A 17415-nucleotide genomic window follows, 5' to 3' on the forward strand; every position below is an offset into this window, starting at 1 on the left:
TCATTCAGCAGTGGATGGGGCTTTATTGATGATCCCGTGACGCCTGAGAATGAGCAACACCTGATGTGAACGGAGTGACCGCGATGCCCAAGTCAATCGTAGCTGCACTGCAAATCGGCGCCTTGCCCGGCGGCAAGGCCGAGACCCTGGAACAGATTCTCTCGTTCGAAAGCGCCATCCTTGAAGCCCGCGCGGCGCTGGTGGTCATGCCCGAAGCGCTGCTGGGCGGATACCCCAAAGGTGAAGGTTTTGGCACCCAACTGGGTTATCGGCTGCCGGAAGGTCGTGAAGCCTTTGCCCGTTATTTCGCCAATGCCATCGATGTGCCTGGGGCGGAAACCGAAGCGCTGGCTGGGCTGTCGGCGCGTACGGGGGCGAACCTGGTGATCGGTGTGATTGAGCGCGCTGGCAGCACGTTGTATTGCACCGCGCTGTATTTCGATCCGCAGGCCGGGCTGGTGGCGAAGCACCGCAAGCTGATGCCGACCGGTACTGAACGGCTGATCTGGGGCAAGGGCGATGGCTCGACGCTGCCGGTGATCGACAGCCAGGTCGGGCGGATCGGCGCGGTGGTGTGCTGGGAAAACATGATGCCGCTGCTGCGCACCGCGATGTACGCCAAAGGCGTGGAGGTGTGGTGCGCGCCAACGGTGGATGAACGGGAGATGTGGCAGGTCAGCATGCGCCATATCGCCCATGAAGGCCGCTGCTTTGTGGTCAGTGCCTGTCAGGTTCAGGATTCGCCGCAAGCCTTGGGCGTGGAAATCGCCAACTGGCCGGCGGACCGGCCGTTGATTGCGGGGGGCAGTGTGATCGTAGGGCCGATGGGCGACGTACTGGCGGGGCCGCTGCGGGGAGGGCGCGGTTTGCTCAGCGCTGAAATCGACACTGACGACCTGATCCGCGCGCGTTACGACTACGATGTCGTCGGCCACTATGCGCGCCCGGATGTGTTCGAGTTGAGCGTGGATGAACGCGCCAAACCGGGCGTGCGGTTCAACACATAAGCAAAACTGTGTGTGAGTTTTTGTGGCGAGGGAGCTTGCTCCCGCTCGGCTGCGAAGCAGTCGTAAAGCTTTTGGGGCCGCTTCGCGCCCCAGCGGGAGCAAGCGCCCTCGCCACAAAAGCTCGCTCTCACATTGGATTATCAGCGTTGGTGCATTTACCAGGTGCCGACTGTCGATCCCGGCAAACTGAGCTTGCCGCTGTCTGTAAATCGCATCGTGCCGAACAAACCGCCCGCCAGTTTGCCGCGCAAGACATAAGGCAGGTTGTTCAACGTTTGGGTCTGGCTCAGGCCCAAAGTCTGGCGCAGCACCGAGAACGCCGAAACGCTCACCGGCACGCTCAGCACTGTCTCGGAAAAGCGCCCGATCGAGCCCGACTGATCACTGACGCCGGAGGCGAGGGGCTGGCCGTTGACTGACAGGTCCAGCGCCACGCCGTTGTAGTCGATCGCGGTTTCATTGGGATTCTGTACGCGGATTTTCACTGCGAAACGCACTTCCATGTCCTGGCTTTGCAACGGCTCGAAACCGACCACATTGATGTTCAGCGGGTCGCGATTGGGAAACAGGGCGCAGGCGCTCAGGGACAATAAAAGGAGGCAAAGGACAACGGCGTGGACACTGCGCATGGACATGCTCTCTTGAAGAAAAGGCCGAACCGCCCTTGGCTCGGCCTTGAGCGTGCCTAGCGGTTCAACTGTGCGACAACCGCAGGCGAGGCGGGTTCACCTTTGGCCGGCACATCCGGGTTTTCCATGACCTGGAGTATCGAGGCTTCCGGATCGAAATCGTCTTCTTCCAGCTCGATGAATTCTTCGGGCAGGAAGATATTCAGCACGATAGCGCACAACGCGCCGACGGTGATCGGCGATTCAAAGATGTTGTGCAGCGCTTTCGGCAACTCGCGCAGCACCTCCGGCACAGCCGCCACACCAAGACCCATGCCGAGGGAAATCGCCACGATCAGCATGTTGCGCCGGTGCAGGCCGGCTTCGGCGAGGATCTTGATGCCGGCCACCGCCACGGTGCCGAACATCACCAGTTCAGCGCCACCGAGTACCGGTTTGGGCATCAGTTGCAGCACGGCGCCGATCATCGGGAACAACCCCAGCACCACCAGCAGACCGGCAATGAAAAAAGCCACGTAACGGCTGGCCACGCCGGTCAGTTGAATCACGCCGTTGTTCTGCGCGAAGGTCACCATCGGCATGCTGTTGAACACGGCTGCCATGGCCGAGTTGAGACCGTCGGCGAGCAGGCCGGACTTGATCCGGCGGAGGTAGATCGGGCCTTTGACCGGCTGCCGGGAAATCATCGAGTTGGCGGTGAGATCGCCGGCGGCCTCCAGCGGCGACACCAGGAAAATCACCGCCACCGGCACGAACGCCACCCAGTCGAAGTTGAACCCATACTTGAACGGCACCGGCACGCTCATCAGCGGCACGTCGGGCATGCTGCTGAAATCCATGTGGCCCATGAGCCAGGCGACGACATAACCGAAGGTCAGGCCGATCACGATCGCCCCGAGACGCAGGAACGGCACATCCACCCGGTTCAACACCACGATGGTGCCGAGCACCAGCGCTGCCAACCCCAGATGGCTGGCGGCACCGAGGTCGGTCGCGCCGAAGCCGCCGGCGATGTCGGTCATGGCGACTTTGATCAGCGACAGGCCCATCAGCGTGATGATCGTCCCGGTCACTACCGGCGTGATCAGCATCCGCAGTTTGCCGATGAACTGGCTCAACACCACCTCAATGAACGCGGCGAAAAAACACACGCCAAAGATCGTCGAAAGAATTTCATCGGTGCCGCCGCCGCGCGCCTTGACCATGAAACCGGCGCTGAGGATCACGCTGATGAACGAAAAACTGGTGCCTTGCAGGCACAGCAAACCGGAACCGATCGGGCCGAATCGGCGTGCCTGGACAAAGGTGCCCAGGCCTGAGACAAACAGCGCCATGCTGATCAGATAGGGAATTTCGCTTTGCAGGCCGAGGGCGCTGCCCATGATCAGGGTCGGGGTAATGATGCCGACGAAACTGGCGAGTACGTGTTGCAGGGCGGCGAAGACCGTGGCGGTCAAATGCGGGCGGTCGTCGAGGCCGTAGATCAGGTCGCTGTGGCGCGGGGCAGGGGCTTTTTCAGAGGCGGTCATGGTGGTTTGCGTGCCGAAAGGCGGGCCGGGGCAGAAAATGGAGGCGCAGGATGCCAGAAAGACAGGTATGTCGAAACATTAACTCGGGTTTACACCGGGGGATTCAGGCAAACGCTGCCAGTAGATCCTCTTCAAACGCTTTCTGTGCATCCCCCGGCACCTGCGCCCGATGGCGGGCAAGATGGAAGGCCACGTCGAAACTCATATCGCTTTGGCGCACGGCCTTGAGCAACCCTTTGTCTTCCCAGCTGCGGGCGAAATGACTGGGCAGATAGCCGACATGCTTACCGGACAGAATGAAAGCGAGGGTGCCCTCGACCTGTTCCGAGCGCGCCGAGCACCGCTTGCCCTGGAAGGGCTCATCGCTGCGTAGAAAGCGGTAAGGGTGATCCACCCGGTCGCAGGCCTGCAACGCCTGATCGTCTGGCGCATCGTCAGTGAACAGCGGATGGCCGGGGGCGCAATACAAATGCTGGGTTTCGCTGAACAGTTCGCGGTAGTCAAACGCACTCTGCACCTGTGAGAAATAACCGATCGCCAGGTCCAGCCGTTGTTGCAGCAGCAAGCGCTCCATCTCGCCGGGCATGGCGCTGATCAACTCGATGCGCACCGACTCATCGCGCTCGCGAAAGCGGCGGATCGCCTCGGCCACCCGCTGCAGCACCGATTGATCCACGGCTTCGGACAGCCCCAGACGCACCTCGCCGATCAGCCGGCCGGCCACGCCATTGGATTGATGACGGAACGTTTCGATCGACTCGAACAGCCCCCGCGTCGCGATCAGCAGTTGTTCGCCTTTAGGTGTGATCCTGAATCCGCCCTTGCCGCGACTGCACAGCCGATAACCGAGCCGGGTTTCGAGCCTGGCCATTTGCTGGCTGATGCTCGATTGACTCAGGCCCAGTTCTCCCTGGGCCGCACTGAAACCGCCACATTCCACCACGCTGACAAACAGACGCAGCAATTGCAGATCCACATCGTGAAGCTGGCCGAGCATCAAACATTACTCCGCAATAAAGTCAGGATAATTGACTTGGTATTTTTTCAATGTATCCGACGACGCATGCTGCAGCCACTTCCTCTGGTCAGGTGTTCGTCATGGGTCCTTCATTCAAGCTGTGTTTACCCGCACTGTTCCTTTCCATGGCGGTTTCGGCTCAGGCCGAGGAAAACGTCGTCAATCTCTACAGCTGGGCCGATTACGTCGCGCCGGACACCCTGCAGCGCTTCGAGCAGGAAACCGGCATTCATGTGCGCTACGACACCTTCGACTCCTCGGAAGTGCTGGAAACCAAGCTGCTCACCGGCGGCAGTGGTTATGACGTGGTGGTGCCGTCGTCCAGCGTGCTGGCGCGCGGGTTGGCGGCCGGCGCGTTGAAGGCGATTCCCCACGAAGGCCTCAAGGGCTACGCCAATCTCGATCCGGACTTGCTGGAAAAACTCGCCGCGGTCGATCCCGGCAACCGCTACGGCGTGCCCTATACCTGGGGCACTTTGGGGCTTGGGATGAATGTCGAAGCGGTGAAAAAGCGTTTGCCTAATGTGCCGCTCAACAGCCTCGATCTGTTGTTCAAACCCGAATACGCCAGCCTGTTGAAAGACTGTGGCATTGCCATTCTCGATTCGCCACAAGAGGTGATCGGCCTGGCGCTGCACTATCTGGGTAAAGATCCCTACAGCACCGACAAGTCTGATCTGTCAGCGGCCGAGGCCTTGTTGCATCAGCTTCAGCCGAATGTGCTGTACGTCGCCACCGGGCGGCAGATCAGCGATCTGGCCAATGGCAGCGTTTGTCTGGCGTTGACCTACAACGGTGACGCCAGCATGGCTGCCGATCAGGCGCGCAAAGCCGGCAAGCCCTACGAAGTGGCGTACCGGATTCCCAGGGAGGGCACGCTGGTCTGGCAGGACAACCTGGCGATTCCCAAGGATGCACCGCACCCCGAAGCTGCCCGTGCCTTCATCGAGTTCATGTTGCGCCCCGAGTCCGTCGCGGCGCTGACCAACACGCTGTTCTTCGCCACGGCCAACCAGGCCGCCACGCCGCTGGTGGATGAAGCGGTGCGCACCGATCCGGACATTTACCCGCTCGCCGATGTGCGCGAACGGCTGTACGCCGACCGCAGCATGAGCCTCAAGGACATGCGTCAGCGCACCCGTTTGTGGACCACTTTCCGTAGCCGCCAATAACTAAAACAAGGAGAAACCGATGGACGTCCCAGTGCAAAACGATCAGGCCATGACCCGCGACAGCCTTTACGGGACTGCCGCCGAAAGTACCTACGCCGGCATCACCAGTTTCATGCGTCGTCGCTACAGCCGTGACTTGCGCGGTGTTGACGTTGCCGTCAGCGGCGTGCCGTTCGATACCGCCACCAGCAACCGTCCCGGTGCGCGTTTCGGACCCCGTGGCATTCGCGCTGCATCCACCGGGATTGCCTGGGAACGCCACTGGCCGTGGGCGTTCGATCCGTTCGATCACCTCGCCGTGATCGACTACGGTGATTGCGACTTCGATTACGGCTCGCCTCATTCGGTACCGGAAAGCATTGAAGCCCACGCCGAACGCATTCTGAATGCCGGTTGCGCGATGCTGACCTTCGGCGGCGATCACTTCATCAGTTACCCGCTGCTCAAGGCCCACGCCCGTAAACATGGGGCGCTTTCGCTGATCCATTTTGACGCGCACAGCGACACCTGGCCGGACGAAGAGGGCAAGCGCGTCGATCACGGCACGATGTTCTGGCATGCGGCCAAGGAAGGTTTGGTGGACCCGTCGCGCTCGGTACAGATCGGCTTGCGCACCACCAATGACGATCATCAGGGCTTCCAGGTACTGGATGCGCGGCAAGTGCATCGCCGTGGAGTCGAGGCGATTGCCGAAGCCATTCGGGCACGGGTCGGCGGCAACCCGGTGTACCTGACATTCGACATCGATTGCCTCGACCCCGCCTTCGCCCCCGGCACCGGAACGCCGGTGTGCGGCGGTTTGAGCACGGTGCAGGCGCTGGAAATCCTCGGCGGGTTGCGCGGGATCAATCTGGTGGGAATGGATGTGGTAGAGGTGGCGCCGGCCTACGACAGTGCGGACATTACCTCACTGGCGGCGGCGACGTTGGCGATGGAGATGCTGTGTTTGTATGCGGCTAAACATAAGGTGGATCGATAGTCCGTGATCAAAATGCGGGAGCAAACCTCCGTGGCGAGGGAGCTTGCTCCCGCTGGGTCGCGAAGCGGCCCCAAAGCCTTGCGACTGCTTCGCAGCCGAGCGGGAGCAAGCTCCCTCGCCACGGAGGTTCTTTCCTGCAATCTGGTGGGTGTCAGGCGACCGGAATTATCGGCGGATCCAGGGTTTCACTCCCGCCAAACCGTGCAACAGAACCGGCAATGGACTCATGTGGCACACCCATCGCCACGGCGCTGACCCCATCCAGCCGCGCCAACTGTTCCGCGCTCACCTGCACATTCAACGCGCCCAACGTCGCATCCAGCTGCTCACGCGTACGCGAACCCAGAATCGGAATCAGCGCGGTCGTCGAGCGCTTGGCTTTTTCCCGCAGCCAGGCAATGGCTACGTGCGTCGGGCTGGCGCACAGTTCTGCCGCGACGGCGAGCAAGGTGTCGAGCAGGGCGGTTTCGCGGGCGCTTTTCTCGGCGTGCACCAGCATGCCCAGTTTAGCGGCGCGGTTGTTCTCGTCGCTGGAACGGTATTTGCCAGTCAGGAACCCGCCACCCAAGGGCGACCATAAGGTCGCGGCCAGCCCCAACGCTTCGGCCATCGGCAGTTGTTCGCGTTCGGCCGTGCGTTCGGCGAGGCTGTACTCGACCTGAATGGCGGCAATCGGCGCAAAACCGCGGACTTCGGCCAGCAGGTCGGCCCGGGCGATGCGCCACGCCGGGAAGTTCGACAGGCCGGCGTAGTGAATCTTGCCGGCGCGCACCAGATCATCGAAACCCCGCAGGATCTCTTCCATGGGTGTGACACCGTCACTCATGTGCGCCCAGAAGAGGTCGATGTGGTCGGTCTTGAGCCGTGCCAGGCTTTCTTCCACGGCGCGAACCATGTTCTTGCGGTTGTTGCCGGTGTGGGAAATGCCCGCGGCCGGCGTAGTTCCCAAGGTGTATTTGGTGGCGATGACCAGGCGATCACGCTCCGGGGCGATGAACTCGCTGAGCATGGCTTCCGACTGGCCACCCTGATAACCGTTGGCGGTGTCGATGAAATTGCCGCCGGCCTCCAGGTAGCCATCAAATATGCGTTGGGCTTCATCGCGTTCGGCGCCATGGCCCCAACCCGTACCAAAGTTACCCGCGCCCAACGCCAGTTCCGAAACACGCAAGCCGGTTTTTCGGCCGAACACTTTGTAATGCATGGGATCACTCCTGGAGGGAATAGTCGGTGACTGATTATAAATGTCGTATGACATGTATTAAAGATGATAGCTGTCATGTATTTCGTCAAGGAGCTTTTTCAAACGCGGCAATAAGGCCGGCCACCGAGCGTTTCGCTACTGCCACTTTCTGACAGGACCCTCTGCTAAGCTCCGATCACTTTTCCGGAAAGAGCTCGCCAATCGTGTCTCGCACCACGCGTTTACTGACCCTGTTGCAAGTGCTGCGCGGCAAGAGTCGCCCGGTCACGGCGGCGACCCTTGCCGGTGAACTGGAGATTTCCGAGCGCACGCTATACCGCGATATCGCTGAACTGACCGCGCTGGGTGCGCCGATTTACGGCGAGGCGGGCATCGGTTACGTGCTGCGCAGCGGTTTGTTTCTGCCGCCTTTGATGCTCAACGCCGACGAAACCGAAGCCATCGTGCTGGGGCTGCGCTACGTGGATCAGCGCGGTGATGAGGTGTTGAGCAAGGCGGCAGCCGATGCGCTGGCCAAGATTGCTGCGGTGCTGGCGCCCGAGGCGCTGGACGCCTTACGCAACCCGACGGTACTGCCGGGCCCGCCTGGTTATGGCTTCGCAGCCAATGCCGTGGCGTTGAATGTGTTTCGCCAGGCGATCCGCAATCAGGCCAAGTTGCACATCGACTATGCGGACGCCCAACAGGTGCCGAGCCAGCGGTTGATCTGGCCTTTGGCGCTGGGGTTTCTCAACGAAGTGCGAATCATCGTCGCATGGTGTGAACTCCGCGGCGCCTATCGGACGTTTCGCACCGACCGGATTTCGGCGGCAGACGAGCAGGGCGAGCGTTATCCGGGGCGCCGTGGTGACCTGTTGCGCACCTGGCGCAAGCAGATGCAACTGGATGAGGCGGGGCGTTTCACTCCTGACAAGAACTGACACAGGCATGTTTTAGCATGGCTCCAGAATCAACCAACAAGGAGTTATAAACATGTCCAGTTCCGCCTCTTCGCTGGCGCCCGCCATCGCCGCTTACCTGGCTGCCGCCAATGCCCGCGACACCTCGAGGGTCGCCAGTTTCTTCGCTGAGGATGCCAATGTGTTCGACGAAGGCCGGCATCAGATCGGCGCCCAGGCCATCGCCCAGTGGATGCAGGACACTGCCCGGCGTTATCAGCCAAAAGTCGAAGTGCTCGACGTGCAACTGCGCACGGGCAAGGTACTGGTGCATAACCGGGTGTCCGGCACGTTTCCCGGCAGCCCGCTGGAATTGCGCTACATGTTCCGTCTGAACGAGCAGGGCAAGATCGCTCGACTGGACATTTCACTGTAGAGACCGCGCCGCGATGGCATACTGCCGCGCATGAATGTCGACTCCCCGTTAAGCGCCTGGCAACACGCCATCGAACAGAAGGGCTTCGTCCAGGACGAAGCCCAGGAGCATGCTGTCTGGGCGTTGCAAAAATGCTACGAAGCGCTGCATGAAGGTCGCGCGCAGGTGATGGGCGTTTACCTCTGGGGCCCGGTCGGGCGCGGCAAGACCTGGTTGATGGACCAGTTCTACCAAAGCTTGCAGGTCCCGGCCCGACGCCAGCACTTTCATCACTTCATGGGCTGGGTGCATCAGCGCTCGTTTCAGCTGACCGGCACTGCCGACCCGCTGAAAGCGCTGGCCCGGGAATTGAGCGAAGAAGTGCGCGTGCTGTGTTTCGATGAGCTGTTCGTCAATGACATCGGCGACGCGATCATTCTCGGGCGCTTGTTTCAAGTGATGTTCGACCAGGGCGTGGTGGTGGTCTGCACCTCCAATCAGCCGCCGGATCTGTTGTACGCCGATGGCTTCAACCGTGACCGCTTCGTGCCGGCGATCGAGGCGATCAAGCGCCATATGCAGGTGATTGCAGTGGATGGCGGCGAAGACCATCGCTTGCATCCCGGCGCAGGTTTGCAACGCTATTGGGTCGCCGCGCCCGGTCAGTCTGGCGCGCTGGGCGATGTGTTCAAGGCGTTGACCGCCGGCCAGTCGGTTTTCGTCGAGCCGGTCAAGGTCGGCTACCGTTCGCTGAAGGTGGTGCAGGCCAGTGAAACCGTGCTCTGGTGCCGTTACGCCGACCTCTGCGAACAACCCTTTGCCGCCATGGATTTCATGGCCCTGTGCGACACCTACAAGGCTATTCTGTTGAGTGAAGTGCCCAACCTCAGCGCGCAAAAGCGCGAAGGGCGCATCGCCCGTGGTACCGAAGACGGTGTCGAGCGGGTGGTGGCGGGCGATCGCGAATTGCCGCAATTGTCGGTACACGACGATGGTGTGCGGCGTTTCATCGCGTTGGTGGACGAATGCTACGACCGCAAAGTGCCGCTGTACCTTGAGGCGCAGGTGCCGATGGAATCGCTCTACACCGAAGGCTATCTGGAATTCCCGTTCCGTCGCACTCTCAGCCGCTTACAGGAAATGCAGCTGCAACGTTTCGCCGACGCTTGAACCCAAGGAGCCGCGAACATGAATCAGCCCTTGTCCCATCATTTGCTGACCATGGCCTATCAGAACGCCTGGGCCAATCATCGACTGGCCAAGGCCTGGGGGCAGTTGAGTCCGCAGGACCTGGTGGCGCCGCGAGTCAGTTTCTTCCCCAGCCTGCGGGCGACCCTCAATCACATCCTGACCTGCGACTGGTTTTATTTGGATGCGCTGGAACGGGAGTTGCGCGGGGATGCGCCGCACCCGGATTGCTACGTGTTTTTCACTGACGACGAGCCGTTCACCGCCGCTGCGGACCTCAAGCGCGAACAGGCCCAGGTGGATCGTCGGTTGATCGCTTACTGCGAACAGATGCGCGACGCGGACCTGGGCAAGATCGTGACCATCGCCCGGGACACGCCGCAACACGAGAGTCGGCTGCGCATGCTGTCGCACCTGTTCGAGCACCAGATTCATCACCGTGGGCAGATTCACGCGATGCTCAGTGGAACGTCGATCGCACCACCGCAGCTGGACGAGTTTTTCTGTGTCGGTGAGTCGGGCCTTCGGGCCGCGGACTTCGCCGAACTGGGCTGGACCGAAGCGCTGATCTGGGGCACTTCCGGTTAAAGATTGCAGGATGAGCAGCACTCGCGATAGGGTCGCTGGACCTTGCGGTGCGGTCTGCGCGCCGGGGCTTTTTATGTGTGATCGAGGATGGAAATGGAATCCGCAGAAATTCTTGTGCTTCAGGCCAGCTACACCAACCCGGTGCATGCCGAGGCTGTACGCCTTGTGTTGAATCATTACGCCGAAGATCCGATGGGTGGCGGTCATTCATTGCCCGCCGAGGTGCTGGAGCACCTGCCGGAAGAACTGGCCAAGCGTCCCCATGCGTTCAGCGTGCTGGCTTTTGTCGGTGGAGAACCGGCCGGGCTGGTCAATTGCTTTGAAGGCTTTTCGACGTTCGCCTGTCGTCCGTTGGTCAACGTGCACGACGTCGTCGTGATGAAGGCGTTTCGTGGATTGGGCCTGAGCCAGAAGATGCTGCAGAAGGTCGAGGAAATCGCCCGTCAGCGTGGCTGCTGCAAAATCACCCTGGAAGTGCTGGAAGGTAATGCCGTGGCCCAGTCGTCCTACGCCAAATTCGGCTTCAGCGCCGGCATGTTCGATCCGGCGCACGGCCGGATGCTGTTCTGGACCAAGGCTCTGTAGCATCGCGCTCTGCTTTTTGCGGGAGCCGGCTTGCTGGCGGTTGCGATCTTCAAAACGCCGTCGCCAGCAAGCCGGCACCTACGCCTCCGAGTCTTGCCTCGCTCGGTTCATTGTTTGTAATGCTCCGTCACCTGCGCCGTCTGATCGTCCGGAACCCGGACTTGAGCGGTTTGCTGGCTCTGATTCTCCTGCTGGCTCAGCCGCAGGCTCTCGTAGTAATAGCGCATGCGTTCCGCGCCGCCTTCAGCAAATGCGCTGGCCGAAACGAACGTCATCAGGCCGGCAACGATCAAGGGTGTACGTTTCATGGTTCGCCTCCCACATCGGATATCGGGTGCCTTTCTTCCATGAAGCAATGTCGCGCGACCATTATCTGCCGATTTCGTTAATTGGGAATTAACTGCACATGGGCTTCCCCGTCCCGGTTTGGGACGGGCAAGAAAAAGGGGCCGGAAACGGCCCCTGAAAGGTTTACTGCAAAACGACGTTCGCGGGGTTTGGTTTCGCCTTCGGTTTGATCAGGCTGAAGTCGATCAATGCCTTCTGCTCGCGCTCATAGGGATTGCCGATCATCAGTGGGCGTGGTTTGAAACTGTCGCTGACCAGGCTCTTGCTGCGATCGAGCTCATCGAAATTCAACCCCGCCAGATCGGCCCAGGTATGGATCAGGTGCGAGCTGCTGTACGGCCGCCCGAGGTCTTCGGCGAAGCGCCAGTCATGGCTTTCGCGCCACTTCGGCGAAGCCCAGGCCATGAACGGAATGGTGTACATCGGCGCCGTCGGCTTGGCCTCGTTGCGACCCAGTGTGCTGTGGCCGGGCGAGTCGAAAACGTCTTCACCGTGGTCGGAGAGGTACAGCAGGAAACCGTTCGGATCGGACTTGGCATAGTCCTTGATCAGGCTCGAGACCACGAAGTCGTTGTACAGCACCGCGTTGTCATAGCTGTTGTAGGTCGGCAGTTGATCGTCACGCACGCCGGCGGGCACGCCATTGCGGTCCTTGAACTTGTCGAATGTCGACGGATAGCGGTACTGGTAGCTCATGTGGGTGCCGAGCAGATGCACGACGATCAACTTGCGTGGCGCCGCATCAGCCAGGGCCTTGTTGAACGGTTCGATCACATCGCCGTCGTACTGGGCGGCGTTCTGGTTACGGTTGTTGTTCAGGTACACCTGCTCGTCGGCCTGCTCGGAGAAGGTCGTGAGCATGGTGTTGCGTTTGGTCATGGTCTGCTGGTTGGTGATCCAGAACGTTTTGTAGCCGGCCTGTTTCATCATGCTGACCAATGACGGGGTGGACAGGTACAGGTCCGGGTTTTCTTCGTCGGCGAAGGTCAGCACCTGCTGCAGCGCCTCGATGGTGTAGGGGCGTGGGGTGATGACGTTATCGAAGACCGCCAGCTGATCCTTGAGCTTGTCCAGTTCCGGCGTGGTTTCACGCGGATAGCCATAGAGGCTCATGCGCTGACGGTTGGTGGATTCACCGATCACCAGCACCAGCGTGGCCGGCTGGTTGGCCGTGGCATCCTTGAGGTTGTGCAGCGGAGGAATCTTGCTCGCACTGGCGAGCATGTCCTGCATGCCGGCGAGGGTGTCGAGGTAACGGTGATAAGCCACTGCCATCTGCCATGGCACTGCCGGTTCGATACGGGTTTCGAATTTTTCGAAACCGCCGGCGAGGCTGCCGGTGCGGGCGGTCTGTTTGATCATCGGATAGCCGACCACAGCCACCAGAATGGCCGTCGCCGCCACCACCGCGCGACCGCGGGGCATGTATACCGGGCGCAACCGTGTCCACAGGAAATACGCAAAAAGGGTGTGGGCGAGGAACGCTACAATCATCCACCAGGCGAAATACTGGGTCATGTACTCGCCAGCTTCAGAGATGTTCGACTCGAACATGATGAAGATGACGCTCTGGGAAAATTCCTGCTGATAGATGAAGAAATAACCCAGGCTGGCCATGGAACAGGCCCATAGCACCACGCCTATCAGTGCGGCCAACACACGGGTTTGCCGGGGAAACATCAGCATCGGGGCCAGCCAGATGGCGCTCATCACAAAGGCCTGGCGGAATCCGCTGAATCCGGAAGTGCCCGTCAACTGGATCAGCAGCTGGGTGATGCCGGAAAAATACCAGAAGAACACAAACAGCCACAGAATCCCTGCCCAATCGAATCCTTTCGCAGACAAACTGCTGCTGCGTTGAAACAAAGCCATTGCGCGCTCCAGCCAGAATCACTTTTCACCGCCGGGACTAAAAAGTCGCCGACGAACGGGGGCCGCGCGGACACCGAGCGGCCATATTGGGGCCGGAGTATCAACAAGGGGGTGTGAAAGTTTTGTGAGCTGGGAACGCTGGCGAATCGAAAAGACATATCGGAAACAGCGCAGGGCTGCTTCCGAATCAGGCGAGGGTCAGGCGTGGGGAGCTCGCAACGTGACAGGCTTCGGCTGAGCCTGGATGCCTTGAGTCAGCAGGCGCAATTGCTCGACTTCCTGCTTCAGTTGGTCGCGCTCGTCTTTCAACTGGCGCAATTCATCGCGACGGATCGTGACGTAAAGGGTTTGTGCTGGCCGTGCTGCTTGTACTGTGCCCATTGCTCACCTCGCAAATGGCTGTCTCAACTGTAAATCCGCCCCGACATCGGTGCTTATTTACTATCGGCACCGATTTTGATTTCTTTTGCCCCGCAAGGGAACTTTTTTATTTTTCATGGTCGTTGTGTCTTTGGCACGATTCCAGACGTTATCAGTCTGGATCGGGCACAATGCCCGGAAACTTCACGCCAACGCTCTGGACTAACCCTCATTAGTCGCGTTGGGCTATAACCTTTGACACACATTTATTTGTAGTAGGGAGCATCAGCACATGCAACTCGGGATTATTGGACTGGGCCGCATGGGCGGCAATATTGCGCGGCGCCTGATGCTCAACGGGCACACCACCGTTGTTTACGACCGCAATACCGCCTTCGTCGACACCCTGGCTGCCGAAGGCGCCAAAGGCGTCATCGACCTGCCGGCCCTGGTCGCTGGCCTGGCCAAGCCACGAGCGGTCTGGGTCATGCTGCCGGCCGGCGCACCGACTGAAGACACCATTGACACCCTGAGCACCTTGCTCGAACCCGGTGACACCATCATCGACGGCGGCAACACCTTCTATAAGGACGACATCCGCCGGGCGAAAACCCTGTCGGAAAAAGGCCTGCACTACGTCGACGTCGGCACCTCCGGCGGCGTCTGGGGCCTGGACCGCGGTTACTGCATGATGATCGGCGGCGAAGCCGAAGTGGTGAAACGCCTTGATCCGCTGTTCGACAGCCTGGCGCCGGGCATGGGTGATATCCCGCGCACCAAGGATCGCAAGTCGGACGACGATCGTGCCGAACGCGGTTACATCCACGCCGGTCCCGCAGGCTCTGGCCATTTCGTGAAGATGATCCACAACGGCATCGAATACGGAATGATGCAGGCCTTCGCCGAGGGCTTCGACATTCTCAAGACCAAGGCCAGCACCAACCTGCCGGAAGATCAGCGTTTTGATCTCAATGTCGCCGACATCGCCGAAGTCTGGCGCCGCGGCAGCGTCGTGTCGTCCTGGCTGCTCGACCTGACGGCTGACGCCCTCGCCAGCGATCCGAAACTCGACGGTTACTCAGGCTCGGTGGCTGACAGCGGTGAAGGTCGCTGGACCATCGAAGCCGCCATGGAGCAATCGGTGCCCGTGCCGGTGCTGTCGAACTCGCTGTTCTCCCGCTACCGTTCCCGCGGGCAAGGCACCTTTGGCGACAAGATTCTCTCTGCCCAGCGCTTCGGCTTCGGCGGCCACGTGGAGACTGCGAAAAAATGACCCGCTTGATCCGCAATAAATCCAAGGCAGAACCCGCACCACCGACCACGCTGTTCCTGTTCGGTGCCCACGGAGACCTGGTCAAGCGCTTGCTGATGCCGGCGCTGTACAACCTGAGTCGCGACGGTCTGCTTGGCGATGGACTGCGGATCATTGGCGTTGACCACAACGCCATCACCGATGAGGCCTTTGCGCAGAAGCTCGAAGATTTCATTCGCGCTGAAGTGGCGAGCAAGGTCGGCAAGGGCGATCAAGCCCTTGATCCGCAGCTGTGGGCCAAACTCGCCAAAGGCATCAGCTACGTCCAGGGCGATTTCCTGGACGACAGCACCTATCAGGCGCTGGCGGCGAAAATTGCCGCCAGCGGCACCGGCAACGCGGTGTTCTATCTGGCCACCGCGCCACGTTTCTTCAGCGAAGTGGTGCGTCGCCTCGGCGCCGCCGGTTTGCTGCAAGAGACACCGGAAGCCTTCAGGAGGGTGGTGATCGAAAAACCGTTCGGTTCCGATCTGCACACTGCCGAAGCCTTGAACGCGTGTTTGCTAAGGGTCATGACGGAGAACCAGATCTACCGGATCGATCACTATCTGGGCAAGGAAACCGTGCAGAACATTCTGATCAGCCGGTTCTCCAACAGCCTGTTTGAAGCCTTCTGGAACAACCATTACATCGACCACGTACAAATCACCGCCGCGGAAACCGTCGGTGTGGAAACCCGTGGCAGTTTTTACGAGCACACCGGCGCTCTGCGGGACATGGTGCCCAATCACCTGTTCCAGCTATTGGCGATGGTGGCCATGGAACCGCCGGCCGCCTTTGGCGCCGATGCGGTTCGCGGCGAGAAAGCCAAAGTGGTGGGAGCGATCCGGCCCTGGTCCACCGAAGAGGCGCGAGCCAATTCGGTACGCGGCCAATACACCGCCAGCGAAATCGAGGGCAAGCTGCTGCCAGGTTATCGCCAGGAAAACAACGTAGCGCCCGACAGCACCACCGAAACCTATGTCGCGCTCAAAGTCATGATCGACAACTGGCGTTGGGTCGGCGTGCCGTTCTACCTGCGCACCGGCAAGCGCATGAGCGTGCGCGACACCGAGATCGTCATCTGTTTCAAACCGGCGCCTTATGCGCAGTTCCGTGATACCGAGGTCGATGAGCTGCAACCGACCTACCTGCGGATCCAGATTCAGCCCAATGAAGGCATGTGGTTCGATCTTCTGGCCAAGCGGCCTGGCCCGGCGCTGAAAATGGCCAATATCGAACTGGGTTTTGCCTACAAGGATTTCTTTGAAATGCAGCCGTCCACCGGCTACGAAACCTTGATCTACGATTGCCTGACCGGCGATCAGACGCTGTTCCAGCGCGCTGACAACATCGAAAACGGCTGGCGCGCCGTGCAACCTTTTCTCGACGCCTGGCAGCAGGACCCGAGCCTACAGACCTACGCGGCTGGTGAAGACGGCCCGGCGACGGCAGAAGACCTGCTGGCTCGCGACGGCCGCGTCTGGCATAGCCTCGGATGAGTGGTGAAACGCAACAACTCATTCGCTTTTTGCTCAGTGACATGGACGGCACGTTGTTGCTGCCGGACCACAGCCTAAGCCAGCGCACCATAGAAGCCGTTCGTTCGTTGCGCGACGCGGGTGTTCTGTTCAGCCTGGCCACTGGCCGGCCGCCGAAAGCCATGTTGCAGCAGATCGAAGCGCTGGGCGTGGACTTGCCGACGGCGGCCTTCAATGGCGGCACGATCGTCCATCCCGATGGCAGTTTGCTGGTCGCGCATTATTTGCCGGCCACGGCCGCACTGACCACGCTGACGCTGTTTGCCGATCTGCCGGACATTGAGGTGTGGGTATTCAGTGGCGGCGACTGGCTGGTGAAAGACCCGACCGGGCCGATGGTGCCCCGGGAACAGCATGGCCTGGGCTATCCGCCAGTGGTGGTGGAAAGTTTTGAACCGTATCTGGAACACATCGACAAGATCGTCGCGGCGAGCAATAACGCGCAGCTGTTGATTGAGCTGGAGGCGCAATTGCTGCCCATGGTCGAGGGTCAGGCGCAGGTCTCGCGATCGCAACCGGTTTATCTGGATGTGACCGCGATGCAGGCGAACAAGGGCTCAGCGCTGGCGACACTGGCCGAGTTCCTGGGTGTGCCGATCGAGCAGACGGCGGCCATGGGCGATGGCGGCAATGACCCCGCCATGTTTCACCGCGCAGGCCTGTCGATTGCCATGGGGCAGTCGGAAGAAGCGGTGAAGCGTCAGGCTGACGTGGTGACCGGGGCCAATACCGAAGACGGTGCGGCGCAGGCGATCGAGCGGTATATCCTCCCTCGCTAGCGACACAAAACCAATGTGGGAGCGAGACCGGC

At 60.5% G+C, this 17415-nt stretch carries 18 protein-coding genes; 11 read left to right on the forward strand and 7 right to left on the reverse strand.

What is annotated here, in order from left to right; translation table 11 throughout:
* The first annotated feature begins 83 nt into the window (after positions 1 to 83).
* Positions 84 to 1007, forward strand: coding sequence for a carbon-nitrogen hydrolase family protein (locus ACM6I5_RS10400; protein WP_017338662.1), 924 nt, complete (start codon positions 84 to 86; stop codon positions 1005 to 1007).
* A 155-nt stretch (positions 1008 to 1162) separates the two neighbouring features.
* Here the strand turns inward: ACM6I5_RS10400 and ACM6I5_RS10405 are convergent, their stop codons facing one another.
* The 3 genes from ACM6I5_RS10405 to ACM6I5_RS10415 all read right to left on the reverse strand — a co-directional run bounded on the left by ACM6I5_RS10405 (position 1163) and on the right by ACM6I5_RS10415 (position 4162).
* Positions 1163 to 1636, reverse strand: a complete 474-nt coding sequence (locus ACM6I5_RS10405; protein WP_414879144.1) for an LEA type 2 family protein — start codon at positions 1634 to 1636, stop codon at positions 1163 to 1165.
* A gap of 56 nt (positions 1637 to 1692) precedes the next feature.
* Positions 1693 to 3165 carry a nucleobase:cation symporter-2 family protein gene (locus ACM6I5_RS10410; protein ID WP_414883768.1) on the reverse strand — a complete coding sequence of 491 codons (1473 nt, stop codon included), beginning with the start codon at positions 3163 to 3165 and terminating at the stop codon, positions 1693 to 1695.
* A 103-nt stretch (positions 3166 to 3268) separates the two neighbouring features.
* Positions 3269 to 4162, reverse strand: a complete 894-nt coding sequence (locus ACM6I5_RS10415; protein WP_414883769.1) for a LysR family transcriptional regulator — start codon at positions 4160 to 4162, stop codon at positions 3269 to 3271.
* A 101-nt stretch (positions 4163 to 4263) separates the two neighbouring features.
* Between ACM6I5_RS10415 and ACM6I5_RS10420 the strand changes: the two genes are divergently transcribed.
* Both ACM6I5_RS10420 and speB read left to right on the forward strand, forming a co-directional pair.
* On the forward strand, positions 4264 to 5355 hold the full coding sequence (locus ACM6I5_RS10420) for a polyamine ABC transporter substrate-binding protein (RefSeq protein WP_414883770.1): 1092 nt from the start codon (positions 4264 to 4266) through the stop codon (positions 5353 to 5355).
* A 19-nt stretch (positions 5356 to 5374) separates the two neighbouring features.
* Entirely contained in the window at positions 5375 to 6334 is a 960-nt protein-coding gene (gene speB, locus ACM6I5_RS10425) for an agmatinase (RefSeq protein ID WP_414883771.1), read from the forward strand.
* A gap of 151 nt (positions 6335 to 6485) precedes the next feature.
* On the opposite strand, the gene ACM6I5_RS10430 is transcribed toward speB, so the two are convergent.
* Positions 6486 to 7538, reverse strand: a complete 1053-nt coding sequence (locus ACM6I5_RS10430; protein ID WP_414883772.1) for an aldo/keto reductase — start codon at positions 7536 to 7538, stop codon at positions 6486 to 6488.
* Positions 7539 to 7741: 203 nt separating this feature from the next.
* On the opposite strand from ACM6I5_RS10430, the gene ACM6I5_RS10435 reads away from it, so the two are divergent.
* The 5 genes from ACM6I5_RS10435 (at position 7742) to ACM6I5_RS10455 (ending at position 11192) form a co-directional block, all read left to right on the forward strand.
* On the forward strand, positions 7742 to 8458 hold the full coding sequence (locus ACM6I5_RS10435) for a helix-turn-helix transcriptional regulator (RefSeq protein ID WP_414883773.1): 717 nt from the start codon (positions 7742 to 7744) through the stop codon (positions 8456 to 8458).
* 52 nt (positions 8459 to 8510) lie between these two features.
* The gene (locus ACM6I5_RS10440) at positions 8511 to 8852 is read left to right on the forward strand and encodes a nuclear transport factor 2 family protein (RefSeq protein ID WP_414879138.1); all 342 of its coding nucleotides are present in this window, start codon (positions 8511 to 8513) and stop codon (positions 8850 to 8852) included.
* Positions 8853 to 8882: 30 nt separating this feature from the next.
* Positions 8883 to 10001 (forward strand): cell division protein ZapE, encoded by a 1119-nt coding sequence (gene zapE, locus ACM6I5_RS10445; RefSeq protein WP_414883774.1) that lies wholly within the window; start codon positions 8883 to 8885, stop codon positions 9999 to 10001.
* Between the two features lie 18 nt (positions 10002 to 10019).
* Positions 10020 to 10607, forward strand: a complete 588-nt coding sequence (locus ACM6I5_RS10450) for a DinB family protein (RefSeq protein ID WP_414883775.1) — start codon at positions 10020 to 10022, stop codon at positions 10605 to 10607.
* Positions 10608 to 10700: 93 nt separating this feature from the next.
* Positions 10701 to 11192: a GNAT family N-acetyltransferase gene (locus ACM6I5_RS10455; protein ID WP_017338673.1), complete on the forward strand. Its 492-nt coding sequence runs from the start codon at positions 10701 to 10703 to the stop codon at positions 11190 to 11192.
* 107 nt (positions 11193 to 11299) lie between these two features.
* Here the strand turns inward: ACM6I5_RS10455 and ACM6I5_RS10460 are convergent, their stop codons facing one another.
* From ACM6I5_RS10460 to ACM6I5_RS10470, 3 genes are all read right to left on the reverse strand, one after another.
* Positions 11300 to 11500 carry a hypothetical protein gene (locus ACM6I5_RS10460; protein WP_017338674.1) on the reverse strand — a complete coding sequence of 67 codons (201 nt, stop codon included), beginning with the start codon at positions 11498 to 11500 and terminating at the stop codon, positions 11300 to 11302.
* Between the two features lie 163 nt (positions 11501 to 11663).
* Entirely contained in the window at positions 11664 to 13412 is a 1749-nt protein-coding gene (locus ACM6I5_RS10465; RefSeq protein WP_414883776.1) for a phosphoethanolamine transferase CptA, read from the reverse strand.
* Between the two features lie 198 nt (positions 13413 to 13610).
* Positions 13611 to 13793, reverse strand: coding sequence for a DUF6026 family protein (locus tag ACM6I5_RS10470; RefSeq protein WP_017338676.1), 183 nt, complete (start codon positions 13791 to 13793; stop codon positions 13611 to 13613).
* A gap of 271 nt (positions 13794 to 14064) precedes the next feature.
* Between ACM6I5_RS10470 and gnd the strand changes: the two genes are divergently transcribed.
* From gnd to ACM6I5_RS10485, 3 genes are read left to right on the forward strand one after another with little or no spacing between them, the layout of a single operon-like run.
* A complete protein-coding gene (gene gnd, locus ACM6I5_RS10475) occupies positions 14065 to 15045 on the forward strand; it encodes a phosphogluconate dehydrogenase (NAD(+)-dependent, decarboxylating) (RefSeq protein ID WP_017338677.1) in 981 nt (326 codons plus the stop codon).
* Positions 15042 to 16565, forward strand: a complete 1524-nt coding sequence (zwf, locus tag ACM6I5_RS10480; protein ID WP_414883777.1) for a glucose-6-phosphate dehydrogenase — start codon at positions 15042 to 15044, stop codon at positions 16563 to 16565. The genes gnd and zwf overlap by 4 nt, the downstream gene beginning before the upstream one ends.
* Positions 16562 to 17383 carry a Cof-type HAD-IIB family hydrolase gene (locus ACM6I5_RS10485; RefSeq protein WP_017338679.1) on the forward strand — a complete coding sequence of 274 codons (822 nt, stop codon included), beginning with the start codon at positions 16562 to 16564 and terminating at the stop codon, positions 17381 to 17383. The genes zwf and ACM6I5_RS10485 overlap by 4 nt, the downstream gene beginning before the upstream one ends.
* Positions 17384 to 17415: the final 32 nt, after the last annotated feature.

Origin of the sequence: Pseudomonas sp. IT-P171 (genome assembly GCF_949767765.1) — a bacterium.
Taxonomy (GTDB): domain Bacteria; phylum Pseudomonadota; class Gammaproteobacteria; order Pseudomonadales; family Pseudomonadaceae; genus Aquipseudomonas; species Aquipseudomonas fluorescens_B.

What these genes read in the sequence shown, in the direction of transcription:
- speB (WP_414883771.1), top strand. Translation starts at nt 5,375, where the DNA reads ATGGACGTCCCAGTGCAAAACGATCAGGCCATGACCCGCGACAGCCTT.
- ACM6I5_RS10420 (WP_414883770.1), top strand. Translation starts at nt 4,264, where the DNA reads ATGGGTCCTTCATTCAAGCTGTGTTTACCCGCACTGTTCCTTTCCATG.
- ACM6I5_RS10450 (WP_414883775.1), top strand. Translation starts at nt 10,020, where the DNA reads ATGAATCAGCCCTTGTCCCATCATTTGCTGACCATGGCCTATCAGAAC.
- ACM6I5_RS10430 (WP_414883772.1), bottom strand. Translation starts at nt 7,538, where the DNA reads ATGCATTACAAAGTGTTCGGCCGAAAAACCGGCTTGCGTGTTTCGGAA.
- ACM6I5_RS10470 (WP_017338676.1), bottom strand. Translation starts at nt 13,793, where the DNA reads ATGGGCACAGTACAAGCAGCACGGCCAGCACAAACCCTTTACGTCACG.
- zwf (WP_414883777.1), top strand. Translation starts at nt 15,042, where the DNA reads ATGACCCGCTTGATCCGCAATAAATCCAAGGCAGAACCCGCACCACCG.
- gnd (WP_017338677.1), top strand. Translation starts at nt 14,065, where the DNA reads ATGCAACTCGGGATTATTGGACTGGGCCGCATGGGCGGCAATATTGCG.
- ACM6I5_RS10465 (WP_414883776.1), bottom strand. Translation starts at nt 13,412, where the DNA reads ATGGCTTTGTTTCAACGCAGCAGCAGTTTGTCTGCGAAAGGATTCGAT.
- ACM6I5_RS10415 (WP_414883769.1), bottom strand. Translation starts at nt 4,162, where the DNA reads ATGCTCGGCCAGCTTCACGATGTGGATCTGCAATTGCTGCGTCTGTTT.
- ACM6I5_RS10485 (WP_017338679.1), top strand. Translation starts at nt 16,562, where the DNA reads ATGAGTGGTGAAACGCAACAACTCATTCGCTTTTTGCTCAGTGACATG.
- ACM6I5_RS10440 (WP_414879138.1), top strand. Translation starts at nt 8,511, where the DNA reads ATGTCCAGTTCCGCCTCTTCGCTGGCGCCCGCCATCGCCGCTTACCTG.
- ACM6I5_RS10455 (WP_017338673.1), top strand. Translation starts at nt 10,701, where the DNA reads ATGGAATCCGCAGAAATTCTTGTGCTTCAGGCCAGCTACACCAACCCG.
- zapE (WP_414883774.1), top strand. Translation starts at nt 8,883, where the DNA reads ATGAATGTCGACTCCCCGTTAAGCGCCTGGCAACACGCCATCGAACAG.
- ACM6I5_RS10405 (WP_414879144.1), bottom strand. Translation starts at nt 1,636, where the DNA reads ATGCGCAGTGTCCACGCCGTTGTCCTTTGCCTCCTTTTATTGTCCCTG.
- ACM6I5_RS10400 (WP_017338662.1), top strand. Translation starts at nt 84, where the DNA reads ATGCCCAAGTCAATCGTAGCTGCACTGCAAATCGGCGCCTTGCCCGGC.
- ACM6I5_RS10410 (WP_414883768.1), bottom strand. Translation starts at nt 3,165, where the DNA reads ATGACCGCCTCTGAAAAAGCCCCTGCCCCGCGCCACAGCGACCTGATC.
- ACM6I5_RS10460 (WP_017338674.1), bottom strand. Translation starts at nt 11,500, where the DNA reads ATGAAACGTACACCCTTGATCGTTGCCGGCCTGATGACGTTCGTTTCG.